Source organism: Jannaschia seohaensis (assembly GCF_900116765.1).
Classification (GTDB): Bacteria; Pseudomonadota; Alphaproteobacteria; order Rhodobacterales; family Rhodobacteraceae; genus Jannaschia; species Jannaschia seohaensis.
On sequence record NZ_UETC01000026.1, the window covers coordinates 1 to 25,718 of the forward strand.

Annotated in this window: 26 protein-coding genes; 11 read left to right on the forward strand and 15 right to left on the reverse strand. The window is 66.9% G+C overall.

Annotated features, from left to right (window positions below; translation table 11 throughout):
- Window positions 1–70: 70 nt before the first annotated feature.
- Window positions 71–1,249, reverse strand: a complete 1,179-nt coding sequence (locus DTQ71_RS22615; RefSeq protein WP_170125557.1) for an alpha/beta hydrolase — start codon at window positions 1,247–1,249, stop codon at window positions 71–73.
- Window positions 1,250–1,461: 212 nt separating this feature from the next.
- Between DTQ71_RS22615 and DTQ71_RS22620 the strand changes: the two genes are divergently transcribed.
- The gene (locus tag DTQ71_RS22620; RefSeq protein ID WP_109566551.1) at window positions 1,462–1,914 is read left to right on the forward strand and encodes a YybH family protein; all 453 of its coding nucleotides are present in this window, start codon (window positions 1,462–1,464) and stop codon (window positions 1,912–1,914) included.
- Window positions 1,915–1,986: 72 nt separating this feature from the next.
- Window positions 1,987–2,829 (forward strand): alpha/beta fold hydrolase, encoded by an 843-nt coding sequence (locus tag DTQ71_RS22625; RefSeq protein ID WP_109566552.1) that lies wholly within the window; start codon window positions 1,987–1,989, stop codon window positions 2,827–2,829.
- A gap of 157 nt (window positions 2,830–2,986) precedes the next feature.
- On the opposite strand, the gene DTQ71_RS22630 is transcribed toward DTQ71_RS22625, so the two are convergent.
- Window positions 2,987–3,424 carry a carboxymuconolactone decarboxylase family protein gene (locus DTQ71_RS22630; RefSeq protein ID WP_109566553.1) on the reverse strand — a complete coding sequence of 146 codons (438 nt, stop codon included), beginning with the start codon at window positions 3,422–3,424 and terminating at the stop codon, window positions 2,987–2,989.
- A 43-nt stretch (window positions 3,425–3,467) separates the two neighbouring features.
- On the reverse strand, window positions 3,468–4,916 hold the full coding sequence (locus tag DTQ71_RS22635; RefSeq protein ID WP_109566554.1) for an FAD-binding oxidoreductase: 1,449 nt from the start codon (window positions 4,914–4,916) through the stop codon (window positions 3,468–3,470).
- Between the two features lie 105 nt (window positions 4,917–5,021).
- Between DTQ71_RS22635 and DTQ71_RS22640 the strand changes: the two genes are divergently transcribed.
- Entirely contained in the window at window positions 5,022–6,071 is a 1,050-nt protein-coding gene (locus tag DTQ71_RS22640; protein ID WP_109566555.1) for a GlxA family transcriptional regulator, read from the forward strand.
- Window positions 6,072–6,563: 492 nt separating this feature from the next.
- Here the strand turns inward: DTQ71_RS22640 and DTQ71_RS22645 are convergent, their stop codons facing one another.
- Window positions 6,564–7,514 carry a LysR family transcriptional regulator gene (locus DTQ71_RS22645; protein ID WP_109566556.1) on the reverse strand — a complete coding sequence of 317 codons (951 nt, stop codon included), beginning with the start codon at window positions 7,512–7,514 and terminating at the stop codon, window positions 6,564–6,566.
- Window positions 7,515–7,620: 106 nt separating this feature from the next.
- Between DTQ71_RS22645 and DTQ71_RS22650 the strand changes: the two genes are divergently transcribed.
- Together DTQ71_RS22650 and DTQ71_RS22655 are read left to right on the forward strand one after the other, a co-directional pair.
- A complete protein-coding gene (locus tag DTQ71_RS22650; protein ID WP_109566557.1) occupies window positions 7,621–8,265 on the forward strand; it encodes a glutathione S-transferase family protein in 645 nt (214 codons plus the stop codon).
- A gap of 50 nt (window positions 8,266–8,315) precedes the next feature.
- Entirely contained in the window at window positions 8,316–8,597 is a 282-nt protein-coding gene (locus DTQ71_RS22655; protein WP_109566558.1) for a DUF4242 domain-containing protein, read from the forward strand.
- Between the two features lie 212 nt (window positions 8,598–8,809).
- Here DTQ71_RS22655 and DTQ71_RS22660 read toward each other — a convergent pair whose 3' ends face one another.
- From DTQ71_RS22660 to DTQ71_RS22700, 9 genes are read right to left on the reverse strand one after another with little or no spacing between them, the layout of a single operon-like run.
- Complete coding sequence (locus tag DTQ71_RS22660; protein WP_109566559.1) at window positions 8,810–9,319, reverse strand: nuclear transport factor 2 family protein; 510 nt, start codon at window positions 9,317–9,319, stop codon at window positions 8,810–8,812.
- Window positions 9,316–9,822, reverse strand: a complete 507-nt coding sequence (locus tag DTQ71_RS22665) for a DinB family protein (RefSeq protein WP_109566560.1) — start codon at window positions 9,820–9,822, stop codon at window positions 9,316–9,318. Before DTQ71_RS22665 ends, DTQ71_RS22660 begins: the two co-directional genes overlap by 4 nt.
- 33 nt (window positions 9,823–9,855) lie before the next feature.
- Window positions 9,856–10,473 carry a helix-turn-helix domain-containing protein gene (locus DTQ71_RS22670; RefSeq protein ID WP_109566561.1) on the reverse strand — a complete coding sequence of 206 codons (618 nt, stop codon included), beginning with the start codon at window positions 10,471–10,473 and terminating at the stop codon, window positions 9,856–9,858.
- 33 nt (window positions 10,474–10,506) lie between these two features.
- On the reverse strand, window positions 10,507–11,655 hold the full coding sequence (locus tag DTQ71_RS22675; RefSeq protein ID WP_109566562.1) for a M24 family metallopeptidase: 1,149 nt from the start codon (window positions 11,653–11,655) through the stop codon (window positions 10,507–10,509).
- On the reverse strand, window positions 11,631–12,647 hold the full coding sequence (locus DTQ71_RS22680; RefSeq protein WP_109566563.1) for an ABC transporter ATP-binding protein: 1,017 nt from the start codon (window positions 12,645–12,647) through the stop codon (window positions 11,631–11,633). Before DTQ71_RS22680 ends, DTQ71_RS22675 begins: the two co-directional genes overlap by 25 nt.
- The gene (locus DTQ71_RS22685) at window positions 12,644–13,630 is read right to left on the reverse strand and encodes an ABC transporter ATP-binding protein (RefSeq protein WP_109566564.1); all 987 of its coding nucleotides are present in this window, start codon (window positions 13,628–13,630) and stop codon (window positions 12,644–12,646) included. The genes DTQ71_RS22680 and DTQ71_RS22685 overlap by 4 nt, the downstream gene beginning before the upstream one ends.
- A complete protein-coding gene (locus tag DTQ71_RS22690) occupies window positions 13,627–14,511 on the reverse strand; it encodes an ABC transporter permease (RefSeq protein WP_109566565.1) in 885 nt (294 codons plus the stop codon). The genes DTQ71_RS22685 and DTQ71_RS22690 overlap by 4 nt, the downstream gene beginning before the upstream one ends.
- The gene (locus DTQ71_RS22695; RefSeq protein WP_109566566.1) at window positions 14,508–15,482 is read right to left on the reverse strand and encodes an ABC transporter permease; all 975 of its coding nucleotides are present in this window, start codon (window positions 15,480–15,482) and stop codon (window positions 14,508–14,510) included. Before DTQ71_RS22695 ends, DTQ71_RS22690 begins: the two co-directional genes overlap by 4 nt.
- 59 nt (window positions 15,483–15,541) lie before the next feature.
- Window positions 15,542–17,155, reverse strand: a complete 1,614-nt coding sequence (locus tag DTQ71_RS22700) for an ABC transporter substrate-binding protein (protein ID WP_109566567.1) — start codon at window positions 17,153–17,155, stop codon at window positions 15,542–15,544.
- A 357-nt stretch (window positions 17,156–17,512) separates the two neighbouring features.
- Between DTQ71_RS22700 and DTQ71_RS22705 the strand changes: the two genes are divergently transcribed.
- Window positions 17,513–18,619 carry an NADH:flavin oxidoreductase/NADH oxidase gene (locus DTQ71_RS22705; protein WP_109566568.1) on the forward strand — a complete coding sequence of 369 codons (1,107 nt, stop codon included), beginning with the start codon at window positions 17,513–17,515 and terminating at the stop codon, window positions 18,617–18,619.
- 242 nt (window positions 18,620–18,861) lie between these two features.
- On the opposite strand, the gene DTQ71_RS22710 is transcribed toward DTQ71_RS22705, so the two are convergent.
- Together DTQ71_RS22710 and DTQ71_RS22715 are read right to left on the reverse strand one after the other, a co-directional pair.
- Complete coding sequence (locus DTQ71_RS22710; RefSeq protein WP_109566569.1) at window positions 18,862–19,521, reverse strand: cysteine hydrolase family protein; 660 nt, start codon at window positions 19,519–19,521, stop codon at window positions 18,862–18,864.
- Window positions 19,518–20,282, reverse strand: coding sequence for an N-formylglutamate amidohydrolase (locus DTQ71_RS22715; protein WP_109566570.1), 765 nt, complete (start codon window positions 20,280–20,282; stop codon window positions 19,518–19,520). Before DTQ71_RS22715 ends, DTQ71_RS22710 begins: the two co-directional genes overlap by 4 nt.
- A gap of 21 nt (window positions 20,283–20,303) precedes the next feature.
- On the opposite strand from DTQ71_RS22715, the gene DTQ71_RS22720 reads away from it, so the two are divergent.
- The 5 genes from DTQ71_RS22720 (at window position 20,304) to DTQ71_RS22740 (ending at window position 25,592) form a co-directional block, all read left to right on the forward strand.
- The gene (locus tag DTQ71_RS22720) at window positions 20,304–21,635 is read left to right on the forward strand and encodes a glutamine synthetase family protein (RefSeq protein ID WP_245947712.1); all 1,332 of its coding nucleotides are present in this window, start codon (window positions 20,304–20,306) and stop codon (window positions 21,633–21,635) included.
- A gap of 70 nt (window positions 21,636–21,705) precedes the next feature.
- Window positions 21,706–22,899, forward strand: a complete 1,194-nt coding sequence (locus tag DTQ71_RS22725) for an ABC transporter substrate-binding protein (protein ID WP_170125558.1) — start codon at window positions 21,706–21,708, stop codon at window positions 22,897–22,899.
- A 4-nt stretch (window positions 22,900–22,903) separates the two neighbouring features.
- Entirely contained in the window at window positions 22,904–23,947 is a 1,044-nt protein-coding gene (locus DTQ71_RS22730; protein ID WP_109566572.1) for an ABC transporter ATP-binding protein, read from the forward strand.
- Complete coding sequence (locus tag DTQ71_RS22735) at window positions 23,944–24,792, forward strand: ABC transporter permease (RefSeq protein ID WP_109566573.1); 849 nt, start codon at window positions 23,944–23,946, stop codon at window positions 24,790–24,792. Before DTQ71_RS22730 ends, DTQ71_RS22735 begins: the two co-directional genes overlap by 4 nt.
- Window positions 24,789–25,592: an ABC transporter permease gene (locus DTQ71_RS22740; protein ID WP_109566574.1), complete on the forward strand. Its 804-nt coding sequence runs from the start codon at window positions 24,789–24,791 to the stop codon at window positions 25,590–25,592. Before DTQ71_RS22735 ends, DTQ71_RS22740 begins: the two co-directional genes overlap by 4 nt.
- Window positions 25,593–25,718 lie beyond the last annotated feature (126 nt).

A 25,718-nucleotide genomic window follows, 5' to 3' on the forward strand; every position in this document is an offset into this window, starting at 1 on the left:
TCCTGTAGGTTGGGAGTGTGGGTCTGCTCATGCATCCCAGCTACCACTCTGGAGTCACGAGATGAATCCCTCACGGGATTCGTGCAACAGAGCCGTGGCGATCCAGAAAGTCATCGATGGCGTCCATGAACTGCTCGAAGCCGGCAGTCCCGGGAACCGGGATGTGATTGTTGCCGTCCAATAGGCGCAACTCGCAGGACGGCAGAGCGGAGGCCAGCTCGACAGCGCGCTCGGCCGGGACGGCCAGATCGCCGGAGGAATGCAGCAACAGCACCGGGCAGGTCACCGCGTCGAGCAAGTGATGGACATCGAGGCTCGACTGCAGCTCCACATTGGCCAGCTGTACGTCGGCCTCCACTGCGCGTGCCTGGATCGCGTCCATCTCGCGCGCCATCTCCGGCGGCGCATCCGGGATCAAGAGGCCGGTGAAGAACCTGCGGTACTCGGGATTGGGCTCGTTCCAGCCGGCGGAGATCATCGCCTTGCTGACCTCGTATCGGCGGCGCTGGACCTCGTCGCCGTGGACCTTCCATCCGGTGGCGAAGGCACCGCGGGCGATGATGCCCAGGACACGCTCGGGAAACCGGGCGGCGAAGGCGAGCGCGAAGGCGCCGCCCTGGGAGGGTCCGAACAGAAAGAACCGATCGAGCCCCGCAGTATCGGCGATCCGGGCCATGTCGTCGACCATGGCATCGACGGACCAGTCCGTCACCCGGCGGCTGGAATGGCTGGACCCGCGCTGGTCGAAATAGACGATGCGGGCTCGCTCGGCTAGACGGGCGTAGAATGGACCGAAGATCAGACTGGTCGCTTCGCTCTCGATATTGGAGATCCAACTGGGCGCTTTCAGGATGGGGGTGCCCTGTCCGATGGCGGTCCAGGCCAGACGCGCGTCCGCCGATTGTGCGAAGCGGATGGGCTCGGGCGTTGGCGGTCGTGGGCCGGGCACCGGACGCGCCCCCGGCAATGCGAGGTGATAGCCCTTCCGCGGAACGGTCCGCAAGATCGTGCGCTGCGCGTCGTCGAGAGCGCGCCGAATGTCCGAGATGCACTGATAGAGCGACTCCTCCCCCGTCGCGATGTCGGGCCACACGGCCGACAGGATCTCGTCCTTGGAGACCACAGCCCCCTCAGCCTCGGCCAGAAGCCGCAGAACGTCCATCGCCTGCGGACGCAGGTCGATCCGGCGTCCGTCGGACGACACGAGGCTGCCGGCCTCCGGGGTGAAGCAAAAGTCGCCGATCCTCATGGAACAATGGACAGGGTTTGCGCCCCATCGCGTCAAGCGAAAATCATGCCGATACGGTGCGCGGGCCTGTGCGGCGCGGGGCCAGCGGGCGCGCGACGCGATCAGGATTTCTAAGAAGATTTCAACTCGGCCATCAGGACTTGCAGGCGCGGGCGGTGTCATCCTGGGCTCGTCCGGTCGACGCGCCGGCCCAACATTCTTGGAGACCTGCCATGTTACAGTCCACGCTTAAGATCACCCTCGCTGCCGGATGCATATGCGCATCGCAGGCCGCCGCAGCCCAGCAGGCGCCTGGTCTGGCCGCGGCGATCGACGCCTTCGCGGCGTCCTTCGCCTCGGGGGAGGGCGCGACGGTCGCCTCGCACTATGCCGCCGATGCCGTTCTGTTGCCCCCGGGCGCGGCACGGATCGACGGACGGCAGGGGATTGCGCAATTCTGGGACGCGGTCTTTGCCTCGGGTGTCACCGATCTCGTCCTCGAGACCACCGAGCTCGACGTCCTGGACGAGGCGGCGATCGAAATCGGCACATGGCAACTGGCCGCTCCCGATGGAACGGGGGGAACGGTCACGCCGCGGGGCAAGTACCTGGTCGTCTGGCAGCAGGCGGAGGACGGCACCTGGCGCCTCGATCAGGACATCTGGAACGCCGACCCGGCCGAGTGAGCCGCTCCCGGGGCTTATCTCCGCGACGACCTTCGGTCGGTCCCCGCAATCCTAGAGATTTGAGGAACCCACATGACACAGTATGAAATCGAGGGCGGCGGCGGCCTGCCGTTGAGCGTCCGCGAAGCCGGCAATCCGAAAGGACCGCCGATCCTTTTCCTCCACGGTCTGATGCAATGCAGCCTGTGCTGGTCCGACCAGCTGGGCAGCTCTCTGGCCGACGCGTTTCGCCTGCTTTGCATGGACCTGCGCGGCCACGGCATGTCGGGCCGGGCTGCGCACCCCGAAGAGTATCAGGACTCGCGACTGTTCGCCGACGACATCGCCGCGGTGATCGATGCCTTGGACCTCGACAAGCCGGTGCTGGTCGGGGCGTCCTATGCCGGTCTGGTGATCAACGACTACTTGGCCTGCTATGGCGACGCGGGGTTGGGAGGCATCAACTACGTGGCCTCAACCGTCCATTTCGGGACTGAGAAGGCCAATGGACATCTGGGACGCGGCCTGCTCGATTTGGTGCCCGGCCTTCTGTCGCGGGACCTGGCCGAGTCCATCTCGGCCACGCGCCGCTTCGTCCGGCTTTTCTATGCGACTCAGCCCAGTCAGGCGGACTACGAGACCGTTCTTGCCTACAACATGCTCGTGCCACCGGATGTGCGGCTCGCACTGGCCAGCCGCGAGTTGGACGGAGACGCCGTCATGTCGCAAGTCACCTGTCCGGTCCTGATCACGCAAGGAACGGCGGACGAGATTGTCCTGCCCTCCATGTCGGAGGCGATCTGTTCCCGGATCCCCCATGCCAAGATGTCGCTCTACGACGGCGCCGGCCATACCACCTACCGAGAAGCGGCCGAGCGCTTTAACACGGAGCTCGCAAGCTTCGCACAGGGCGCACTGGGGCGCCAAAACCGGTAGCCACCGGCCTTTGCGCAGCTTTTAAACCGCGCCCTTGGATTGCAGGCAGCGGCAAGATCGGGCCGCGCTCCATGGCCCGGTCTGCGAGCGCTACGCTCTTCAGGCGCCGTAAAGGATGGCGCCTGAAGGCGAGATCGTGAACGGTCGGAGCCTACGATCACTCGGGGAAGAAGCCGTCCGTTTCGGCGCGGAACGCCTCCATGTCGTACTGGGCGCCGTGCAGGATGGTGCTCCAGTGCCGGATCACGGCGGCCATGAGCACGGCCTCGCGCAACTCCTGCTCCGAGGCACCGAACGCTGCGGCGGCGCGGCGGTGGTAGTAGACGCAGTAATCGCACGGGATCTGCGCCGAGACCGCCAGCAGGATCAGCTCCCGCGTCTTGGGGTCCAGTTCGAACTGCTGGTTCAGGTTGATCCCCTTCATGAAGGCCCAGCCGGCGCCGAGCGCTGCCTCGGGATAGACCTGCAGGTAGGACGGCACGGCGCCCAAGGTCTCTTCGATCTCCTGCCGGGCGGTCTCGGGGTCCTGCTGGGCGGCGGCAGGCAGGGCGGCGCAGGCGGCGATGAGGCCGGCGGCGAGCGTGGAACGGATCATCGGGATCTCCTTTGTCGGACGGTAGGGCGAGGGATCGGCCGCCTCAGGTGGCGCCGGTGTCGGGGGCGATGTTCTGGTTCAGCCGGAACAGGTTGTCGGGATCGTAGCGGGCCTTGATCCGGGCGAGCCGGGCATGGTTCGCGCCATAGGCGGCGCGCACGGCGGCGGGGTCGGCTGCGCCGACGCCGGGGAAGTTCAGATAGCTGCCGCCGGGGGAATGGGGCTCCATCGCCTCGACCTGGGCGCGGGTCCACTCGGTCACGCGATCCGACAGGGCTGGGTCGATCCAGCAGGAATCGAAGCTCAGCAGATAGGGCGCCGAGCGGCGGCCGAAGGCGGTGTCGCCCTCGGGGACGCGAGCGACGGCGCCACCCAGATGCCACAGCGCGATCAGGCACTCGGGAGCCGGCATGCTCCGCGCCCGCCCGTTCAGATCGGCGATCAGGGCGTCCGGCAGACCGTTCAGGTAGATCGATTTCCAGTAGGCGTAGATCGCCTCGTAGGCGCCGCCCTCGGCGAAGAAGGGATCGAAGGCCTGTTGCCAGGCGGTGTAGGGGCCGCGCCCTGACAGGTCGAGCACCGGCGTGCCGATGGACCGGAGCGGGGCGAGCGCCGCCTCCCCCTCGTCGGCCGGCCCGGCATACATGGCGGCGTAAAGGAACACGCGGGCGCTGCGGATCTCGGGTGGGAAGCCCTCCATGTCCGGCACCGTCCAGAAGAAGGCGAGCGAACTGATCTCGTCCGGCGCGCTCTCGACGATGTCGCGCCAGGCGGCCATGACGCGCGGCGCCTCGTCGACGGGGAAGAACTGTGCGGCGAAGGCGACCTCGGGGCCGAGCGCGTGCAGGCGGAACTCGAACGTCGTCACCACGCCGAAATTGCCGCCGCCGCCCTTCAGCGCCCAGAAGAGGTCGGGGTTCTCGGTCTCGCTCGCCGTGAGCACCGCGCCCTCCGCGGTGACGACCTCGGCCGAAAGCAGGTTGTCCACCGACAGGCCGAACTTGCGCCGCAGGTTGCCCATGCCCCCGCCGAGCGCTAGGCCGCCGATCCCGGTCTTGGAAACATTTCCGGTGGGTGTGACGCGGTCGAAGACCTGTGTCTCGCGGTCGATGTCGGCGAGCGTCGCGCCGCCCTGGACGTGGACGCTGGAGCGGTCAGGGCTCACACGCACCGCCCGCATCCGCCGCAGGTCGATCACCATCCCGCCGTCGCAGACCGCGCTGCCCGAGACCTGATGACCGCCGCCGCGTACCGCCACCAGAAGCTCGTGCTCCTGCGCGAAGCGCACCGCCGCAACGACGTCGGCGAGCCCCTGGCACTGCACGATCAGGCCGGGGCGCCGGTCGATCAGCGCGTTCCAGACCCGCCGCGCGGCGTCGTAGCCAGGCTCGTCCGGCAGGATCGCCTCGCCGGCCAGCTGCGCGCGAAAGGCGGCGAGGTCGTCGCCCGTCAGCGCGACGGGGCGGTTATCGAGCGAGACGAGATCGAACATGGCAGGACCCTCCAGAGCTGTCCGGGGTATCGTGCGCGTCAAATCTCTGGCCGGGAAGTGGCGGAAAGTGCAGGATGAGGGCAAAAGCACCACGGGAAGCGTTTTATGACCGACCGGCCGCCCGAGGCGCCGCGGGCCTCTCTGAATGTCGCGATGATTACCGTGCCGCCGAACTCCGCCTCGGGGCTGTTCGGGATGCGGGACGTGCTCAACTCCGTCGGGCTCGGGTGGGAGACCTACGTCACCGGCGGCGCCGCGCGGCCGGCCTTTAACGTCTACACCGTTGCCGCCCGCCCGGAGCCTTTCGTCTGCGGCAGCGGGGCGCGGATAGACCCGGACCACGCCGTGGACGACGCCCCGCCACCGGACATCGTGATCGCCTCGGGCATGTTCGCCTCGGCCACCGAGCGCATCACTGGCGTCGCGCCCGAGATCGTAGAGTGGATCGCGGCGCAGCATGCGGCGGGCGCGACCGTGGCCTCCTCCTGCACCGGGGCGATACTTCTGGCCGAAGCGGGGCTTCTGGACGGGATCGAGGCCACGACCCACTGGGCGTTCTACGATCTGTTCCGGACCTTGTATCCCGACGTGCATCTGCGGCTGGAGAAGAACCTGTGCTGTGCGCCGCCGGACCACCGGATCGTCACCTCCGGCGGGACCACGATGTGGCAGGAGCTGGCGCTCTATCTGATCGCGCGGCATGTGAGCGTGGAGCAGGCGACCCGTACGTCGAAATTCTGGCTCCTGCCGAATTACGGCCGGCTGCAGGCGCCCTATGTGGCGATGCCCCAGGGCATTCCCCATCACGACCGGGCTATCGCCGAGGCGCAGGCCTGGATCGCCGCGCACTACGCGACGCCCGATCCGGTCGGTCGCATGGTCGAGATCTCCGGGTTGACGAAATCGACGTTCCGGCGGCGGTTCCAGGCCGCCACGGGCTTTCAGCCCAAGGATTACGTCCAGATCGTTCGCATCGAGGAGGCCAAGCAGCTGCTCGAGACCACCGACGCCGGCGTAGCCGAGGTTGCTGAGCAAGTCGGCTACGAAGACCAATCCTCGTTCAGCAAGTTGTTCCGCCGCCGGACCGGTCTCAGCCCCTCCGAGCACAAGCTGAAGTTCGGTCGAGAGCGTTTTCAGAGATACCTTGAGGGGTAAGGAAAGTGTGCGGCGCCAGCGATGCTCCGTGTGGATTTCGTGACCGAAGGTCCTTCCCGCCGTTGCGGCTGTCGCCAGGCATCACAACTCGAGCGTGTATTGCGCTTTGCCAGATTTGTCTCGTTTTTGGCATACCGCACAGAAGCCGACATTCGCCGCGCTACAGAAAATAGGTAGATTGGGCTCGGAGCGGACATTATCCGAGACCCGACCAGAGACATAGCGAAGCTCGATGTTCAACGGGATGCGGGTCGGGGGCCTGCATCCCGGACTGCCCCGTGACTGCGTCAGCCGTCCAGCCCCTTGGGAGCGGTTTTCGCCGGCCGCCCCGTGGGGCGGAGCTCTACAGCCGAGCCCATGGGGCTACGGACTCAGCTTCTTGGAATTGAGACGCCCGCGCAGATGCCGGCGAGGGCATACTCGTTTGTCCGCTATACGGACACAGCTGTCAGACGAGGTCGGTCCGGAATCCTCCGTGCTCCAGGCTGGCCCTCAATCCGAGAACCGCTCAAGGAGTTCCGCCACATCGCGTTTGTGCTGCTGCGCGCGGTCAAGAAGCCAAGCGACGAAGGCGGCGTGCGTGATGGACATCGCAGCGTCCCGATGCTTCAGTAGCCGATATTGGTACTCCGTCTCATAACGTCGGGATGTGCCGAAGGGCATCGTGAGTCTTCCATCGGCGAGTGCATGGAAAGACTCCACCAGCCCCGCCATCACCAATCCTTCCCCCGCAATCGCGGATTGTAGCCCCGAGCCTGCTTTGGAGAACCGAATGCCTTGGGACAGGTGCGCGGGATCGATACCGAAGGCTCGGCCCCATCCATCGAAGCCAACCCAGCCGGGATCGCTTGTCCGGTTGAGGACGTGGATCAGAGGAATGCTGCTCAAATCCGGCATGACATGGCTGGGGGCAAGCTGATGGCGGGATGCAAACTCCGGCGAACAGACTGGCTGGACGGAGTCTCCGAAGAGCAGTGTTTCCTCGAAGGGATCGCCCAGGGGCTGGCCGTAGCGGATCGCGAAGTCGAAGTTCTCCGAAGAGAGGTCATAATCCCGGTTCGACGCATCGAGCCGAATATCGGCCTTTGGGTGCATTGCCGCGAACTTGGAAACCACCAGCCCGAACCAGTTCTCGGCGAAGGATTCCGGCATGGTCACCGAGACACGGTTCGATGATGTTCCGGGTTGCATCTCGTCAAGCACGCCAGCGAGCGTAGCGAAGCCCAAAGTCAGGGCCGGCTGCATCTTTCGGGCCTCGGCGGTGGGGGTTGCTCCGGAGGGCGAACGCTCAAAGAGCTTTCGGCCGATATAGTCTTCGAGCGTTTGGATACGCTGCCCGACCGCCGCCGGGGTGACTCCCAGTTCCTTCGCGGCTGTGGTGAAGCTTCCTTTTCTGAGCGTCGCTTCGAGTGCCCTCAGCGCATTGAGATGCGTTATTTTCATGGGCTCCCATGCCTAAAGAATTTCTTTAATGCCGCCAAGAAATTTCTGCCGTGCAAGCGCATGAGCCCCGTAGGATGGTTGTGGCAGCCTGATCGGGGGAGCGAATATGTTCACGCTTTACTGGGAATACATGGCGGGCTCGATCGTCGCGCAGGCGACGTTGGAGGCGCTCGATGCCGATTATCGGATGCAGTACGTGGATATGGGGGCCGGGGAGCACATCTCGGCTGACTTCCTGCATCTGAACCCGGCAGGCCGGATACCTGCCCTGGGTCTGCCCGATGGCACCACGATTGGCGAGACGGGCGCCATCGTTACCTTGCTGGGCGAGTTGCACCCCACCAATCCGATAACGCCTCAGCCGGGAGAGCCGGATCGCGGCGCGTTCCTATTTTGGCTGAACGTCATGACGACCGCAGGGTATCTTACGGCGACCCGTGTCGGGCACCCCGAACGCTTCGCGCGCGATGACAGCGCCATTGCCCAGGTCAAGGCGCAGGCCGACAATGATTATGCAGCCTTCTTCGGCCTCATGGACAAGGCCATAGCCGGTGATGTCTTTTTCCTTGATCGGGGCCTGACGGCGCTCGACTTCTACGTGACGATGCTCAGCGAATGGGTGGGTGGCCGAGAGGTTCTACTCAAGGATTTGCCGCGCCTTCATCACCTCTGTGCTGCTGTCCACGAAACGCCAGAGTACCGGGCTGCACTTTCAACGCACAAGTTACCGACCCTCGACGCAACCGGATAGATCGCGGGTGCAAGTGAAATTCAAAGTTCCACAGGATCGGGAGAAGAAAGATGAAGAAATTCGTGATCGAACGGGAAATCGCGGGTGTCGGAGACATGAACGACGAGGAGATCAGCGGGGCGGCCAAGACCTCGAACGACGCGCTCGTCCAACTCGCGCCAAAGGTCCAGTGGATCCACTCTTACGTCACCGGGTCCAAGACCTTCTGCATCTACCTGGCCGAGAGCGAGGCAGCGATCCGGCAGCATGCCGAGCTTTCGGGGTTCCCGGCCCACGTCATCACCGAGGTCGAGCGTATCATCGACCCGACGACCGCGGAGCGGCCCTACTAGAAAAGGAGGCCTATCCGCGCGAACAGGAGCGGCGCCACATCTCGTCCTTTTATTGGAAACCCAACTGAGTGAAAACTGCGCCGCGCTCTGCTGATTGGAGCGTTAAGGTCTCGAAACGGACAGTGTCCGAGACCCGAGCGGAGACATAGCGAGACTCCACTTTCAACGGGATGCGGTTAGGGGCCGGCATCCCGGACCGCCCTATCACGGCGTCAGCCGTCCAGCCCCTCGGGCGTGGTCCAACCCGGTGGTGGGGGGCGGCGCTCGGTGGGCGGCAGGGCGACGCGAAAGCCCGCGCTTGCGCCGCGCATGGTCATCCGGCGCGCGTCGATGCGCCAGCCTTCCGCCGTTTCGATCAGCCGGTCGTCATAAACTCCGTAGACCTCGGCCGGGCTGCCGTCCTGCGCCTCGTGCCAGGCCCAGACCGCGCTCTCGGCGCGCGCGCGGCCCGGCGCGTCGAACCAGACGCGGATATTCGACAGATGATGCGCCGTGCGCCGCCAGCGCCACATCCGTGCGAGTGACGACCTCAACGCGTCGCGCCCCTCGGCCCTGAGCCGCGGATCGTCCCCGTAGACCACCCGGCAGTCCGGGGTGAACAGTGCCGCTAGCGCCTCCAGATCCATGGAGTCGAGGAAACGGCAATAGTCCACCAGCACATCCGCGATCGCCTGCCGGTCGAGCGCCTGGGCGATCCGGGCCGCTGTCGGCTCCGCGGTCACTCCGGGACCGGCATGGCGACCAGATCGGTGTCCTCGGGCCGGGCGCCCGCCCCTGTCAGAAGGGCGTGTGCCTGCCCGCGGTGATGCGTCTGATGGTTGAAGAAATGCATCACGCAGAGCGCCGCCGGGCGGGTGACGTCCCTCTGCCTGAGTCCGGAGAACCACGTCAGATCGCCCGCGAGCCAGGCCGCGTCGACCCGCCCGGCCCAGTCGCGGATGCGCGCGTCGGCCTCCGCCCGCGCCTCCGCGAGCCGGTCCCAGTCGTCGATCATGCCGGGGCTGTCGGGCAGGGCGACCGGCGGCGGCGTCCAGCCATCGAAGCGGCTCATCCAGAACGTGTCGCCCCAGAGCAGGTGGCAGAGCGTGCCGTGGATCGACCCGAAGAACGCGCCCCGGTCGGCATGGCGCGCTTCGTCGTCGAGGCTGCCCGCCGCGGCGTAGAGGCTGGCATTCTGCCACGCATTATAGCGCGCCATGGTGGCGACATAGGCGGGGTCGATCATCTGCGGACCTGTTGTCTGGTGGGCGGGCTACGGTCACACATCGGCGATCTGCCGACGCGCAAAGATGTCGTCCGTGCCGGTCCAGAGCACCTGCGCCGGCTCCGGAAAGGGGTTCGCCCAGGCATGGGGGCGCTCGGAGGTGTAGTGCACGCTGTCGCCCTGTCCCAGGTCGAACTCCGCGCCGTCGAGCGTCAGGCGCATCCGGCCGGCGAGGACGAAGACCTGCTCCTCGCCGTCATGCATCACCGTCTCGGAGGCATAGCCGGGCGCGGCGGTGAGGACGTAGCTCGACAGCTCCGCGCCCGGGAACTGCGCGCTCACCCGTTCATATCCGAGAAGGTCCGAGCCGAGGAAGAACCGGGGCCGTGTCTCGGCCCGGGTCATGCAGTCCACGGGACCGGGGCGGGAGACGAGTTCGTCGAGCCCGGTGCCGATCGCGCGGGCGATCCGGTCGAGCGTGGTCAGCGTCGGCACCGCCTTGTCGCGCTCGATCAGGCTCAGATAGCCGGGCGAGATCCGCGCCACGTCCGCCACCGCCTGGAGCGTCATACGCTCTTTTTGGCGGCGCGTCCGGATCCGGCGGCCCATCCTCGGGCCCGCCGGCTCGGCCTCCGCGGCGGCTTCGGTCGCCCGTTTGGTGTTTTCCGTCATCTGGGGCCGATCCCTCTGGCGTCTGCGCTCACCCTACTCGATGACGATCAGGTCCTGGAACCCCGAGGTCAGCGCCTCGCCTCCACCGGGGCGGGCGACGATGCAATCCTCGACCCGGGCGGAGACGTCGCCGTCCTGGAAGATCGAGGGTTCGATGGTGAAGATCATTCCTTCGCGCACCGGCGTCGCGTCGCCCTTCGTCAGGAACGGCGGCTCGTGCACGTCCCAGCCGATGCCGTGGCCCAGCCGGTGACGGAAGGCGTGTCCGTAGCCCGCGTCCTCCAGCACGTCGCGCGCGGCCTTGTCCACCTCCTCGCAGGTCACCGCCCCGGCCTTCAGCGCCGCGATCCCCGCTGCCTGGCTCTCCATGATGAGGCGATGGACCTTGAGCTGCTCGTCCGAGGGCGCGCCCATGCAGGCCGTGCGGCCGAAATCGTAGCACATGCCGTCGAGTACCGCGCCAAAGTCGAAGAGCACGCTCGTGGGCGGCTCGAGCTTGCGCGGCCAGGATTTCAGCTTGTTGCCGAATTCCAGCGAGATGTCCGGGCCGGTGTTGTACATCGACGTCGTGAAGGACGGCCCGAGCGAACCATGCGCCTTCATCTGGTGGTCGAGCTCCGAGAGCACGTCGAGCTCGGTCATGCCGATCTTCATTTGTTTTATGGTGGCCGCGAAGGCGGCTTCGGTGATCCGTCCGGCCTCGCGCAGCTTCGCAATCTCATCGGCGTCCTTGATGACGCGGATGGGGCGCAGCAGGGCGGTGCCGGAGGCGAAGGCCGTGTCGGGGCGCAAGGCTTGCAACTCGATCAGCGTCTCGGCCTCGGCGTTGTCGCTGACCGCGATGCGCGGGGCGTCGCCGATGCCCAGCTCGTCGAGGATGCCCGAGACGAGCGTCGCCGGATCGTCCCAGTCGCCCAGAACCCGAACGTCGAAGGCGTCGAGCCCTCCGGGATTGCCGAACTCGGCCGTCATACGCGGCACCGTCAGGATCGGCGCCTTGCCGGGCGCGATCCAGGCGCCCTCCAGCCACATGCCCGGATGCAGGTTGCGCCCGTAATTGGGAATGTCCCGGTGGATGCCGGTCAGGTAGTCGAGATCCGTGCCCATGGGAAAGAACACGAGGTCGGCCTGGTCGGTCAGGCTGTCCTGAAACCGGGTCAGGCGGTCGGCGTAGCTGGCCATGCGGGGGGCTCCTCTGCGGTGGCGATGTCTTCGGCGAAATGGCAGGCGACGGTGCGCCCCTCCATCTCGCGCGTCTCGGGCCGCTCCACGCGGCAGACGTCCCGCGCGAAGGGGCAGCGCGGGTGGAAATGACAGCCGGTCGGCGGGTCGATGGGGGAGGGGATGTCGCCCGCGATGGGCGCATAGGTCACGCGGCGGCGGTCGAGGCGCGGCACGCCCGCGATCAGCGCGCGGGTATAGGGGTGCAGGGGCCGGGCGAAGACGTCTTCCGCCGGCCCCATCTCGACCACGCGGCCGAGATACATGACCAGCACCGTGTCCGCGATATGCTCCACCACGCCCAGATCGTGCGAAATGAACACGTAAGTCAGCCCGAACTCGTCGCGCAGGTCCATGAAGAGGTTGATGATCTGCGCCTGCACCGAGACGTCGAGCGCGCTCACCGCCTCGTCTGCGACCAGTATCTCGGGTTCGACCGCGAGCGCGCGCGCGATGCCGATGCGTTGCCGCTGGCCGCCGGAGAACTGATGGGCGAAGCGGTCGCGCACCGAGGGGTCGATGCCGCAGCGCTCCATCAGGCGCTCGATATAGGTCTCCAGCTCGGAGGGGGCGACGACGCGATGGACGCGCGGCGCTTCGCCCACCAGCTCGCGCACCCGCTTGCGCGGGTTCAGCGACGAGAACGGGTCCTGGAACACCATCTGCATCGGCAGGGCGCGGCTGCTCTTTCCGCCGAGGTCGAGCGTGATCTCGCCTTCGCTGGGCGGCAGCAGTCCGGCGATCATCCGGCCGAGGGTGGACTTGCCGCAGCCCGACTCGCCCACGATCCCCAGGGCCTTGCCGCGCTCCAGCGTGAAGGACACGTTGTCCACGGCCGTCACGATCGGGCGCCGCCGGATCAGCCCCAGCCGCACCAGCGCCCGCGCCACGATGTCGCCGCCATCGCCGAAGCGCCTGGTGACGCCCTTCACGGTCAGGATCGGATCGCTCATGACGGCACCGGGATCAAGGGGTGGCAGCAGCGGACATGCCGCCCGCCCAGCCCGCCCAGCGCGCGCAGCGCCTGCGGCGCGGCGCAGGCCTCGGTGGCGAAACCGCAGCGGGGGCGGAAGGCGCAGCCTTCGGGCAGGTCGGTGAGCGCCGGCATCCGCCCCGGGATCTGGCGCAGCCGCTGGCCGCGCTGCGCCCGCGACGGCACGCTGTCGATCAGGCCGCTTGTGTAGGGATGCGCGGGTGTGTCGAGCACGTCGTCGATGGCGCCATCCTCGACGATGCGGCCCGCATACATCACCAGAATGCGCTCCGCGAGGCCCGCCACGACGGCGAGGTCGTGGGTGATCCAGATCAGCGCCGTGCCCCGCTCCCGGCAGAGCTTCTGCACAAGCGCGAGGATCTGGCCCTGGATGGTCACGTCGAGCGCGGTGGTCGGCTCGTCCATGATGACGAGATCCGGCCGGTGCAGCAGCGCGATGGCCACGGCGACGCGCTGTCGCATCCCGCCCGAAAGCTGATGGGGGAAGGCGTTCAGGCGGTCTTCGGGCGCGGGGATGCCCACTTCCTCCAGCGCCGCGACGGAGCGCGCCCGGCACTCCCGCTCGCTGATGCGCAGATGCGCCCGGAGCGCGTCGCCCATCTGCACGCCGATCCGCAGGACCGGGTTCAGCGTCATCATCGGATCCTGGAAGACCATGGCGATCTTCGCGCCCCGAAGGCGGCGCATGGCGGCATGGGGCAGCCCGGTGATTTCCTCGCCGTGCAGGCGGATGCTGCCGGACATGACCCGGCCCGGCGGGCTCAGGAGACCATTGATCGACAGGCCCGTGATCGACTTTCCGGACCCGGATTCGCCGACGAGTCCCAGGATCTCGCCCCGCCGCAGCTGGAAGGAGACGTCGCGCAAGGCCTTCACCTCGCCCGAGGGCAAGAGGAAGGACGTGTTGAGGTTCTCCACCTCCAGGACCACCGGCGCGCTCATAGGTGCGGATTCAGCGTGTCGCGCAGGCGGTCGCCCAGCACGTTGGCACTGACGATGATGGCCAGCAGGACCAGCCCCGGCAGCACGCTGATCCAGTAGCGCCCCGATTGCAGATAATCGAAGCCGTTGGCGATCAGCAGCCCCAGCGAGGGCCGCGTCGGCGGCAGGCCGAGGCCGAGGAAGCTCAGCGTCGCTTCGAGCGAGATGGCGGCGGCCATCTGCATCGTCGCCACCACCAGCATCGTCGGCAGACAGTTGGGCAGGATATGGCCGAAGAGGATGCGCAGCGCGCCCAGCCGCAGACCGCGGGCGGCGTCGACATATTCCCGCGCGCTCTCGACCAGCGCGACGCCGCGCACGGTGCGGGCGAAGTAAGCCCATTGAACCACGACGAGCGCGAAGATGATCTTGTCCACGCCGCGCCCCAGGATCACCAGCAGGATGAGGGCCACGAGGATGGTTGGGAAGCTCAGCTGAAGATCCACGATACGCATCAGCACCGTATCCACCCATCCACCGCGATAGGCGGCGACGAGGCCCACGATCGTGCCCACTGCCAGCGCGATGATCCCCGAGGCGAGCCCGACCAGAAGCGAGATGCGGATGCCGTAGATCATCGCCGAGAGCATGTCGCGGCCCTGACCGTCGGTGCCCAGGTAATAGGGCATCCCGGTCCAGCTCTCAGAGCCGGGCGGCAGCAGCGAGTCCATGATGTCGACCTGTGCCAGGTCGTAGGGGTTCTGCGGCGCGATCCAGGGTCCGATCACGGCCACGACGCAAAATGCCGAGAAGACGGCCAGGGCGGCGACGGCCGCCGGAGAGCGCAGGAAGGCGCGCCAGACGCCCGGCGGGGGCGCGGCATGGGCCATGGCGCCGCTCATCGCGCGCCTCCGAGGCGCACGCGAGGGTCGAGCACGCTGTAGAGGATGTCGGTCAACAGGTTCAGCGCCACGAACATGATGACGACGAAGATGAGGTAGGCCACGATCAGCGGCCGGTCGAGCACCGCGATGGCGTCGATCAGCATTTTGCCCACGCCGGGCCAGGAGAAGATCGACTCGACCACGACGGCGAAGGCGATCACGCCGCCGAACTCCATGCCAAGTACGGTCACGATGGGGATGAGTATGTTGCGCATCACGTGCAGCGAGAGGATCCGGCTCTCGCGGATGCCGTTGGCGCGCGCGAAGCGGATGTAGTCGGAGAAGAGCACCTCGCGCATTCCCGCCCGCGTCAGGCGGATCACCATGGCCATCATGATGAGCGAGAGCGTGAAGGCGGGCATCGCCAGGTGGTGCAGCCCGTCGAGGGTGAAGAGGCTGAGGTCCACGCCCAGGATCTCGACCGTGTCCCCCCGGCCCACGGCGGGCATCCAGCCGAGGGTGACCGAGAAGACGATGATCATGATGAGTCCGATCCAGAACACCGGCACCGAGAAGGCCAGCATCGAAAAGCCCATGATGATGCGGGAGGTCCAATGCGTGGGCCTTAGGCCCGCGGCCACGCCAAGCGGCAGGCCCACGGCCAGCGCGATGACGAGGGCGCAGACGGCCAGCTCCAGCGTCGCGGGCAGCCGTTCCCAGATCAGCGACATGGCGGGGACACCGTGGGTGAAGGAATTGCCCAGATCGCCCTGCAAGAGGTTGCCGACGAAGACCCAGTATTGCTCCCAGATTGGACGGTCGAGGCCGAGATCTGTGATGATCTTGTCGAGGCAGGGCTGGTCGCATTCCGACGAGGCGAAGATGTAGACCGGGTTGCCGATCACGTTCACGCCGAAGAAGACGAGAACGGTCATCACGGCCAGCACGAGCAGGGCCTGGAGAAGCCGTTTGGCGATATACTCGGTCATGATCTGCTACTCGGCCTCTTGGGGCCGGGGCGGCGCGGGGCCGCCCCGGCGTCAGGGGGTCAGTCGACCCGGCGGACATCCATGGCGCGGGTGCGCTCGTTGGTGCGCGGCTCGTGCTCGAGGTTGGACTTCATCGCCCACTGGTTCACCTGGAAGTGGATCGGGATGTAGGCGTAGTCCTCCATCCCGATGGTGATGGCCTCCTCCAGGATCGCGCGGCGCTCGTCATTGTCGATCGTGCGCTTGGCGCGCACCGAGCGGGCGTCCACCTCGGCGTTGGAATAGCGGCCGAAATTGCCGTTCCCGCCGCCGGTCGCGGCGTTGTAGGTCTCCAGTGTGCCCGAGACGGTATAGGTCGCCTCGCCGGCCACCGTGCCCCAGCCCGTGAGCGCGATCGAGAATTCCGGCACGTCGAAGCCGGGCATCGACAGCTCGTCCCCGCGGATCAGGCGCGAGAAGAACACGTTGCGCGGCATCGCGTCGACCTCGGTGGGCAGGCCCACGCGGCTCCACATCTGCGCGACCGCTTCGAGGATGCGCTGGTCGTTGATGTAACGGTCGTTGGGCCCGTGCAGCGTGATGTTGAAGCCGTCGCCATAGCCCGCCTCGGCCAGCAGCGCCTGGGCCTGCTCGGGGTCGTAGGGATCGGCTTCGAGCTCCTCGACATAGCCGAAGAAGCCCGGCGGCACGATGTTCTTCGCGGGCAGCGATGCGCCACCCATGATCCGGTCGCGGATCGCTTCACGGTTGATGGCGAGCGAAAGCGCCTTGCGTACGCGCCAGTCGCGCAGCGGGTTCGGCATCATTGGCGCGCCGTCTACGTCGGTGATGAACGGCTCGACATGCTTGTTGCCGGGGATGATGTAGATCAACCGGTCGGCCGGGATCGTCGAGACAGTAAAATCCGGGTTTTCGACGATCTGCGGGATGTCGATTGTCGGCGGGTAGTCGATCATGTCCACGTCGCCGTTCAGGAGCGCCGCGAGGTGGGCGGAATCCTGGCCCACGGGGCGGAATACGACCTGGTCCCAATGCGGCTCCCCGCCCCAGTAGTCGTTGAAGGCCTTCACGGTGATCTGGCTGCCCGGGGAGTATTCCTCGAACATGTAGGGCCCGGTGCCGATGGCGGCCGCGCCGGTGTTGAAGTCGACCGACGGCTCCGCACCGCTCGCTGCGTGCTCGGCGATGATCGGCAGCATGGCGAGGTCTTCGGCCATGGTCGGATAGGGGCCGTCCGTGGTGATGTGGACGGTGTAGTCGTCCACCTTCATCCACTGCTTGCCGCCCTTCTCGAGCTGGAAGGCGGGGGAGGCCGGCGCCCCCGACACGCCGGCGCGGAGGCGGTCGTAGGTGAAGATCACGTCATCGGCGGTGAAGTCCTCGCCGTCATGCCACTTCACGCCCTCGCGCAGCTTGAACTCCCAGGTGGTCTCGTCGATCGGTTCCCAGGACACGGCGAGGCCGGGGATCGGCTGCGAGGTGGGCGAGAGGCCCACGAGACGCTCGAAGATGTGTTCCTGGACCTGTGTGTCGCCCGAAAGCTGGGTCCAGTGCGGATCCATGCTGGCGGCTTCCGAGCGCACGCCGATGGTCAGCACATCCTGCGCCACCGCCACGGCCGGGCCGGTGACCACAAGCCCCCCGGCAAGAAGCCACGACATCTGGTATCTCATGACAAAACCTCCTTGTTTCCGTGGGTTACATTTCTCACGGGCGAGGGCCCACCGAAGCCGCCGGTCCCAGTTTTAATCTTAGTAAAAATTTTTTACTGACGCCGATCGCGCTCTGTCCATCTTTTTTTGATCGCTGCGGCGGTGAGGCGCCGCGCGTCCGGGTTGGATGATTTGTGCGTTATGTTGACATTTGTTCGGAAAGCGCGCGTTTTCAGGCCCGTCAGCCATGCGAGAGACAGCCGTGCCAAAACTTGCCATCCAGCAGACGACACGCCGCCGGAAACAGCCCAGGCGCGTCTCCCGAGGCCAAGGCCGCGGCGAATCACCTCCTCACATTCCGGATCACGAGGTAAGCCGATGACCGAACGACCCGCGCTGTTCTCGCCCTTCTCCCTGCGCGGCGTGACCTTCCCGAACCGCGTCGTCCTGGCGCCCATGTGCCAGTACCAGGCCGAGGACGGCCGGCCGACCGATTGGCATGTCGCGCATCATGGCCGCTACGCCTCGTCCGGCCTCGGCGGGGCGATTGCCGAGGCCACGGGCGTCAGCCCGGAGGGGCGCATCAGCCCCGGCTGCACCGGCATCTGGCGCGATGACCACGTCGCCGCCTGGCAGCGGGTGACGCGGCTCTACCGGGCTCAGGGCATCCCCAGCTTCCTCCAGATCAACCATGCGGGCCCCAAGGCCGCCACCATGCGCCCCTGGGATGGCGGCGGACCGTTGGTGGAGGGCTCCGATGAGCCGCCCTGGCAGACTGTCGCGCCCTCCGCCGTGCCGGCGCGGGACGGCTGGCGCGTGCCGCGCGCCCTGGAGGTTGACGAGATGCCCGGCATCGCCGCCGCCTTCGCGGAGGGCGCGCGCCGGGCGCTCGCGGCGGGCTTCGACGGGGTCGAGATCCACGGCGCTCATGGCTACCTTCTGCACAGCTTCATGTCGCCCTGGTCCAACCGCCGCAGCGACGCCTATGGCGGCGATCTGGCCGGGCGGATGCGCCTGCCGCTGGAGGTGGCCCGCGCCGTGCGCGAAGCGGTGCCGGCGGGCACTCCGGTGCTCTACCGCGCCTCCTGCGTGGACGGGGAGGGCGGCAGCCTGACGCTCGACGACAGCGTGGCGCTGGCGCGGGAGTTGCGTGCCCTCGGCGTGGATCTCATGGACTGCTCCGGCGGCGGCATCCCGAGCGGCCAGCGGCTCGCAGCACAGAAGCCCGAGCCGGGCTTCCAGGTGCCATATGCGGAGCGCATCCGGCACGAAACCGGGTTGCCGACGATAGCCGTGGGCATGATCACCGACCCGATCCATGCCAATTCCGTCATCGCCGAGGGCCGGGCAGATCTGGTGAGCATGGCTCGGCAGTTCCTGCGCGAACCGATGTGGCTCCTGCGCGCCGCGCAGGAGCTGGGGCTCGAACATCCCAGCGCGGTGATGCCGCAACTCTACGCCTTCTACCTCCGGATCTCGGCGTGAGGTCCGGGACCGGCGCCTGCCCCTAAGGGGCGCCGATGATGTCCGCACCGGCTGACGGCGAAGGACGGACGGCTCCTGGCCCGCAGCCTGAACGCGCCTGACGGCCCCCATTCGCGGAGGCGGGCCCCTCGCCTCCAAGGCCTCTCCTTCTCCCTTGTCCAAATATCCCGGGGGCTCCGGGGGCTGGCCCCCGGTCCCGTCCTAAAAGACAGGCGAGACCGTTGGAGGTCTGAGCAGGCGCTCTAGGCGGCTCCGAGTTCCGACAGCAATTCCTCGGTGTTGACCTGCCGACAATATCCCGCGATGGCCCGCAGGGACGCATTTTGTCGCGCCTCGGTGAAGGTCGCGCAGGCATCGGTGACCTGAGTCACGAGATAGCCGAGGTCGCAGGCATCGCGGATCGCGCTTTCGACGCATTGGTCGGTCAGGACGCCGGAGACGATGAGTTGCTGCACCCCAAGGTTGCGCAGCACGTAGTCGATATGGGTCGATACGAAGACGCTGGACGAGGATTTGGCCAGGACGATCTCGTCGTCGCCTGGCGCGATCTCGTCCACGACCCGCCCGTCCCACGAGCCCTTGGGCACATTGAATCCGGTGATCTTGTAGTCGAGGCTCCGATCGCGCCCGTCCTTCGTCAGGCTCTCGATGGTCGTATACATCACCTCGATCCCCGCGTCGCGGGCGGCCGACTGAATCGCCTGCATCCGAGGAAGCACATCCTCGCGCATCTGGCGGAGGAACGGCTCCATCTTCTCGTCGCGCTCCGCCGGGTCCATGGTCGTCCATTCGGCGCCGTCCCGGTGGCAGGAGAAGTTCTGCACGTCGATGAACAGGAGCGCGGCCCGATCGGGCACGATCGGGATCTCCCGCGAGGTCGTGGAAAGGAAAGGGCGCGTCATGTCAGCTCCAGATCGAGGATCGCCTGCGACAAGAGATCGGCGAAAAGCAGGATCCCGGCAGCGTCCCGGACGAAGTCGTTGCGGACCTCGATCAGAACATGCGGCAGGCCGCGCCGCTCGGCGTGCATCGGGATCGTGAAATCGGACTCATCCTCGATCTCGTAGGGCGCGTTGATGCCCAGCGGCAGGGCGGCCGCGTGGTCAGAGAGGCGCGCGGCCAAGCCCTCGGCCAGAGGATTGCCTTGCCGCCAGAGTAGCCCCACCGGCCAGGGCCTGTCCTCGGGGTCGGCGCGCCGGCGCGGATCGTAGGTGTGGACCGCGACCAGAGCCTTGGCGCCATTGTCACAGCCGGCCGCGACCGCGTCGTGGAATGGGCGGTGGATCTCGTCCCAACGCTGTTGGCGGCTGATCCCGTCGAGCCCGGCATTCGCCGGAACCTCCGTTCCGTCCGCCGTCTCGGGGACGAGATCGCTCGCGTCCCAGGGCCGGTTCACGTCGATGACGAGGCGGCTGTAGCGCTGGGCGACGAGCGTGGCCGGAAGACGTGCCGCCATCGCGCGGGCGAGGTCGAGGGCGCCGATATCCCAACCGATATGCCGGTCGATCTCGCCGGCCGGCAGCCCCATGTCCGACAGCCGTTCGGGCACGCCACGTCCCGCATGCTCGACCGTCAGCAGGAGTGGGGCCCGGCCGCCCGATATCTCCACCGGGGACGGGTCGCGGGGGCCGAGCAGGCCGGACGGAGATGAATCGCGTTGCATTGCCGAACACTTGTTCACAACATGCCCGCAGACGGCAAGGAGGCGGTGACGATGGGCGCAGATATGACGTTGGCCTGCACGAGCGATTTCTCGGGTCTCGTCCGTGGCAAGGGGTTCCGCACCGCAGATCTGGGCAAAAGGATCGAGAGCGGCGTCGGCTGGACGCCGACCAATGTCCAGATCACCTGTTTCGACACGATCTCGGACAGCCCCTACGGCGCGCTCGGCGATCTCGTGCTGAAGCCGGATCCCGGCTGTCACGTCGACGCCGATCTGCCGGGGGATGCCGGGCTGTCGTTCCTTCTCGGCGATATCCGGACCCTCGACGGCGCGGCGTGGGAATGCTGCACGCGGAGCATTTTGAAACGGGCGCTCGACGGGTTCGAGAAGACATCGGGTCTCGAGATCCGGGCCAGTTTCGAGCATGAATTCATGCTGCCCGGCGGACGCGAGACCCGCGGCTTCACGCTCGCGGGCTTCGCCGCGCGGCAGGACTTCGCCTCGGCGCTCCTGCGCGCGCTCGACGGCGCTGACATTCAGCCCGATGGGTTCTTCCGCGAATACGGGCCGGACCAGATGGAGATCACCCTGCCGCCGAAGCCCGCGCTCCGCGCCGCGGACGAAGCCGTCATCCTGCGCGAACTGACCCGGGCGGCGGCATCGGCGATGGGCGATCGGGCGACCTTCACGCCGCTTGTCTCGCCGGACGTGGTGGGCAATGGCGTGCATATCCACCTCAGTCTCTGGCGTCCCGATGGGAGCCCCGCCATGTGGTCGCCCGAGGGGCAGGACGGCCTGTCGGACCCGGCGTCGGCCTTCGTGGCCGGCATGCTGCGCCACATGCCCGCGGCCGTGGCGCTCACGGCGCCGAGCGTCCTGTCCTACCGCCGCCTCGTGCCCCACCGGTGGAGCGCGGCGTTCAACAATCTCGGTCGGCAGGACCGCGAGGCGGGGGTTCGGATCTGCCCGCTGACGGCGCGCGATGCCGCGACGCGGGCCCGCCAGTTCAACGTCGAGTACCGGGCGGCGGATGCCGCGGCCAGCCCGCACCTAGCGCTGGCGGCGCTGGTGGTGGCTGGGACGCTGGGCCTGCGCGATGGCCTGTCGTCCCCGCCCGCGACCACCGAAGACCTGAGTGTCCTGTCCGCGGACGCGCTCACGAAACGCGGAATCGTTCGCCTTCCGACCGACCTCGAAGCCGCGCTGGACGCCTTCGCGCGCGACGAAGCCTTCCGGTCGGGCTTTCCCGAGCGCATGCCGGATATCTACATCGCCCATAAGCGGGGAGAGATCGCCCATGTATCGGGCATGAGCGAGGAAGAGTGTTTCGCCGCCTATGCCTCGACGTATTGACTCACGTCGCTCATCGGCAAGAATGCGGTATGCGAATTTTTGTTCGCATTCAGAACAGGGAGATCTCGCAATGAACCAGGAACGGCTTCTTCGCTCCATGGCGGCCCGCAACCCGCTTCGGACGCCGATGCAGCATTCGGCGTCGCGGCGGAAATTCATGGCCGGCATCGCGGCCGGCATCGCAGCGGCGGGCCTGCCGCGCAGCGCCGCCGCCCAGTCGCGCCCCCTGTCGCTCCTGACCTGGGACGCCTATGCGGACCCCAATCTCCTCGATCTCTGGCGGTCGACCACCGGCGTGGACGTGCGCTACGAGATCCACATCTCGGACCCGACCTCGGTGAACCGGCTGCGTGCGGGCGAGACGGATGTCTGGGACTTCATCAACGTCAACAACCCCTGGGCGCGGAACGTCATGTATCCGGCCAACCTGATCCGCCCGCTGCCGCGGGAGCGGTTCGACCCGCTCTATGCCCAGATGAAGGAGAAGTTCCACCTTCCCTATAAATGGGCCCTGTCCGAGGACGGAGAGGACCTGCTCGGCATCGTCCAGCGCTACGAGACGTTCGACTTCGTGGTGAACCCGAATGTCATCTCGCCGCAATTGGCCAAGGACGAGGGCTGGGATCTCTTCAACAACCCCGATTTCGCCGGGCGCTACGGCATCCTCGCCTATGAGGACTGGAACGTCATGGACATCTGCATGGGCGCCGGGATCCATCCCTACAAGGAGAAGACCGAGGCCGACTTCGCGGCCTTCGAGGAAACCGCCAATCGCTGGATCCAGAACGCGGCCTTCATCACCACGGACTTCGTGCAGCTCAACCTCGGCATCCTGAACGGCGAGATCGACCTCTACTTCACGGGCGGCACCTACACGACCGCCGCCGCTCGCCTCGAAGGGGTGACGGAACTCTACGCGATCACGCCCAATAGCGGCCCGGCCGACGGCAAAGGGGGCATCAACTGGATCGAGATGAACTCGGCGGTGAACAACCCCGATTTCCTCGACGCCACCTATGACTGGCTCGAATTCATCACGACGCCCGACGCCGCCGAGATGGTGGCCCGCGGCAACGGCAACCTGCAGCCCGTCAGCCAGATGGCCCAGCCCGAACTGATGAGCCGCTTCACGTCGGAGGAACTCCAGGCGATCCAGTGGGACGAGTTCGACGAGCGGATCGCCAACGCGGTCGAGTTCGATATCGTGCCCGACTACGACCGTCTCTACGACATCTACACGGCAGCGATGCGCGCCCGCGGATAGGGTCATGATGGCGGAAACTGCCACCCAATCGGGCCGGCCGGTGATCCTGTCACTGGCCGGCCTTTCCAAGAGCTTCGGCGACATGCGCGCCGTGAAGCCGGTGACGCTCGACATCCCCGAGGGGGAGTTCCTGACGATCGTCGGCCCCTCGGGGAGCGGCAAGTCGACCCTCGTGCGGCTGCTCGCGGGGCTTGAGGCACCGACCGAGGGCCGGTTGAAGCTGCGCGGCGAGGACATCACGTCAATCCCCGCGAACCGACGCCCGACGGCGATGGTGTTCCAGTCGCTCGCGCTCTTCGATCATCGGAGCGTCGGGCAGAACATCGAGTTCGCGATGAAGATGAAGGGCGTGGCGCCCGACGCGCGCAAGACGCGCGCGCTCGAACTGCTGCGCCTCGTCCGGCTGCCCGAAAGCTACTACGACCGCCCCGTCACCCAGTGTTCGGGGGGCGAGAAGCAGCGCGTGGCCCTTGCCCGCGCCTTCGCCTCCGACCCCGAGATCCTGTTCTTCGACGAGCCGCTCTCGGCGATCGACTACCGGCTGCGCAAGACGCTGGAAGTCGAACTGAAGGAACTCCACCAGCGCACCGGCCGCACCTTCGTCTACATCACCCACAGCCTCGAAGAGGCGATGGTCATGTCCGACCGGATCGCCATCATGCAGGCGGGCGAACTTGTCCAGATCGGCACGCCCGCCGAGATCTATGGCCGTCCCGCGAACCGCTTCGTGGCCAGTTTCATGGGCGAGGTGAACATCCTCGCCGTCGAGGGCGCGGCATTCCCCGATATCGGGCGGCCCATCGAGAATCCGGGTGGGGCCTATGCCGTCCTGCGCCCGGAGGACCTGCAGCCCGGGACCGGAGATATCCGCGCCGAATTCAAGGTGACGCAGCGCCTGCTGCTCGGCTCGCGCACGCATCTTCACCTCGAATCCGCGACAGGCGCCGCCTTCGTCTCGGAGATCGGAGGCACCGTCGAGGCGTTCGCCGTCGGCACGACCCATGAGTTCGGCTTCGCCCGCGACAGCGTCGTCTGGGTCGATACATGAGGGCGAGACGCTCCCCCGGCCCCTGGTTCGCGGCCCCCGTCGCGCTGTTCATGCTGGCCTGTTTCGCGGCCCCCATCTTCATCGTGACGTGGTTCAGCCTGATGCCGGCGCGCAGCTTCGACCTGACGACGGCATTCACCGCTGAGAACTACGTCACCGCCTTCACCGAAGGCTACGCCCGCCCCCTCATGTGGTCGCTGATCGGCGCGGCCATCACCACGACCGTCTGCGCCGTGCTCGCCTGGCCGAGCGCCGTGATCCTGCATCGTCACGCCGGCAACTGGGCGACCGTCGTCGCGGCGCTGATCGCGCTGCCGATCTTCATCTCGGAAAGCGTGCGTCTGTTTGGGATGTCGGTGTTCATGATGCCCAGGGGCGGCATTCTCGCAGGCACCCTCAACGCTCTCTTCGGCCTCCAGATCGGCTCGATCCTGAACACCTGGAGCGCCGCGCTGGTCGGCATGATCTATGTGCACCTGCCGTTCATGCTGTTCCCGCTACTGCTTGGGGTCAGCCTGATCCCCGCCGACAGGATCGAGGCCGCCCGCGACCTGGGCGCGAACCGGTGGCAGGTGTTCCGCGAGGTCGAACTCCCGCTCGCCGCGCCCGGCCTGACCATCGGGGCGCTTCTGACCTTCGTTCTCTGCATCGGGGCGAATGCCGAGGCCGCGATCCTGGGCGGGCGCGCCGTGACCGTCATCACCACCGCGATCGAGCAACGCTTCAGTTTCGCGCAGGATTGGCCGATGGGCGCGGCGCTGACCGTCCTCGTCATCGCCATCACGGCAGCCATCGTTCTGCCCGTGCTCGCGCGGCTCGACCTCAACCGGCTGACGCGGCGATGACCCAGGGCCATCGCCTCGCCGCTCTGCGAACGCTCTGGATCGTCGCGATCCTCGCGTTTCTCTACATTCCAATCATCTCGGTCGTGCTCGCGTCGCTCGCCAACACCCGGTACATGCGGTTCCCGCACCGGATCTGGACGGTCGATGCCTACCGGGACGCGCTCGGCTCCTTCACCACCTGGCAGCTTCACACGATCTCGCTCAGCATCGCGCTTTCGGTCGTGCTGATTTCGACGCTGCTCGGGACGCTGGGGGCGGTCGCGTTCGCGCGCTACGACTGGCGCGGCCGCGGCTGGTTCCAGCGCCTTCTGGTCCTCCCGATCTTCTTTCCGCAGCCGGTTCTCGGACTGGCGCTGCTGCTGTCCTTCACCGCCATCGGCATCTCGCCCAGCTGGAAAACCGCCGTCGTGGCGCATCTGGTCTGGATCGTACCCATCGTGACCCTGGTGATCTCGGTCAGGTTCTTCGGCTACGACGTCGCGCAGGAGGAAGCCGCCTACGACCTCGGCGCCTCCAATCTGCAGGTCTTCCGTGAAGTCACGATGCCGCAGATCTGGCCCGGCGTGTTCTCGGGCATCCTGTTCGGCTTCCTGCTGTCCTGGTCGAACCTCCCCCTGTCTGTTTTTACCTCGGGCCCGGACACGCCCCTGCCAGTCTGGCTGTTCACTCGGACCGCGACGAATTATTCACCGCTGGTCCCATCGGTCGCCGTGATCGGCACGGTCGTCTCGGCCATGATCGTGATCGGCGCGGCGCTGCTCCTCTGGGCGTCCAGCCGATTGAGGTCGCCCGCGCGGTAACTTCCCCGAGCGTCTGACTCCCATACCGCGAACAAAGACTTCGTCCCTGGCGGTCTTCCGGGAGCAGATCGTCGAATGGCAGAGAACTCGACGGAGTGCCGAGGATCTCGCGCGGGGGGCCGGCGC

Bases quoted from the DNA above. Each gene is read 5' to 3' on its own strand.
- DTQ71_RS22615 (WP_170125557.1), bottom strand. From the start codon at position 1,249: ATGAGGATCGGCGACTTTTGCTTCACCCCGGAGGCCGGCAGCCTCGTG.
- DTQ71_RS22620 (WP_109566551.1), top strand. From the start codon at position 1,462: ATGTTACAGTCCACGCTTAAGATCACCCTCGCTGCCGGATGCATATGC.
- DTQ71_RS22625 (WP_109566552.1), top strand. From the start codon at position 1,987: ATGACACAGTATGAAATCGAGGGCGGCGGCGGCCTGCCGTTGAGCGTC.
- DTQ71_RS22630 (WP_109566553.1), bottom strand. From the start codon at position 3,424: ATGATCCGTTCCACGCTCGCCGCCGGCCTCATCGCCGCCTGCGCCGCC.
- DTQ71_RS22635 (WP_109566554.1), bottom strand. From the start codon at position 4,916: ATGTTCGATCTCGTCTCGCTCGATAACCGCCCCGTCGCGCTGACGGGC.
- DTQ71_RS22640 (WP_109566555.1), top strand. From the start codon at position 5,022: ATGACCGACCGGCCGCCCGAGGCGCCGCGGGCCTCTCTGAATGTCGCG.
- DTQ71_RS22645 (WP_109566556.1), bottom strand. From the start codon at position 7,514: ATGAAAATAACGCATCTCAATGCGCTGAGGGCACTCGAAGCGACGCTC.
- DTQ71_RS22650 (WP_109566557.1), top strand. From the start codon at position 7,621: ATGTTCACGCTTTACTGGGAATACATGGCGGGCTCGATCGTCGCGCAG.
- DTQ71_RS22655 (WP_109566558.1), top strand. From the start codon at position 8,316: ATGAAGAAATTCGTGATCGAACGGGAAATCGCGGGTGTCGGAGACATG.
- DTQ71_RS22665 (WP_109566560.1), bottom strand. From the start codon at position 9,822: ATGATCGACCCCGCCTATGTCGCCACCATGGCGCGCTATAATGCGTGG.
- DTQ71_RS22670 (WP_109566561.1), bottom strand. From the start codon at position 10,473: ATGACGGAAAACACCAAACGGGCGACCGAAGCCGCCGCGGAGGCCGAG.
- DTQ71_RS22675 (WP_109566562.1), bottom strand. From the start codon at position 11,655: ATGGCCAGCTACGCCGACCGCCTGACCCGGTTTCAGGACAGCCTGACC.
- DTQ71_RS22680 (WP_109566563.1), bottom strand. From the start codon at position 12,647: ATGAGCGATCCGATCCTGACCGTGAAGGGCGTCACCAGGCGCTTCGGC.
- DTQ71_RS22685 (WP_109566564.1), bottom strand. From the start codon at position 13,630: ATGAGCGCGCCGGTGGTCCTGGAGGTGGAGAACCTCAACACGTCCTTC.
- DTQ71_RS22690 (WP_109566565.1), bottom strand. From the start codon at position 14,511: ATGAGCGGCGCCATGGCCCATGCCGCGCCCCCGCCGGGCGTCTGGCGC.
- DTQ71_RS22695 (WP_109566566.1), bottom strand. From the start codon at position 15,482: ATGACCGAGTATATCGCCAAACGGCTTCTCCAGGCCCTGCTCGTGCTG.
- DTQ71_RS22700 (WP_109566567.1), bottom strand. From the start codon at position 17,155: ATGAGATACCAGATGTCGTGGCTTCTTGCCGGGGGGCTTGTGGTCACC.
- DTQ71_RS22705 (WP_109566568.1), top strand. From the start codon at position 17,513: ATGACCGAACGACCCGCGCTGTTCTCGCCCTTCTCCCTGCGCGGCGTG.
- DTQ71_RS22710 (WP_109566569.1), bottom strand. From the start codon at position 19,521: ATGACGCGCCCTTTCCTTTCCACGACCTCGCGGGAGATCCCGATCGTG.
- DTQ71_RS22715 (WP_109566570.1), bottom strand. From the start codon at position 20,282: ATGCAACGCGATTCATCTCCGTCCGGCCTGCTCGGCCCCCGCGACCCG.
- DTQ71_RS22720 (WP_245947712.1), top strand. From the start codon at position 20,304: ATGCCCGCAGACGGCAAGGAGGCGGTGACGATGGGCGCAGATATGACG.
- DTQ71_RS22725 (WP_170125558.1), top strand. From the start codon at position 21,706: ATGAACCAGGAACGGCTTCTTCGCTCCATGGCGGCCCGCAACCCGCTT.
- DTQ71_RS22730 (WP_109566572.1), top strand. From the start codon at position 22,904: ATGATGGCGGAAACTGCCACCCAATCGGGCCGGCCGGTGATCCTGTCA.
- DTQ71_RS22735 (WP_109566573.1), top strand. From the start codon at position 23,944: ATGAGGGCGAGACGCTCCCCCGGCCCCTGGTTCGCGGCCCCCGTCGCG.
- DTQ71_RS22740 (WP_109566574.1), top strand. From the start codon at position 24,789: ATGACCCAGGGCCATCGCCTCGCCGCTCTGCGAACGCTCTGGATCGTC.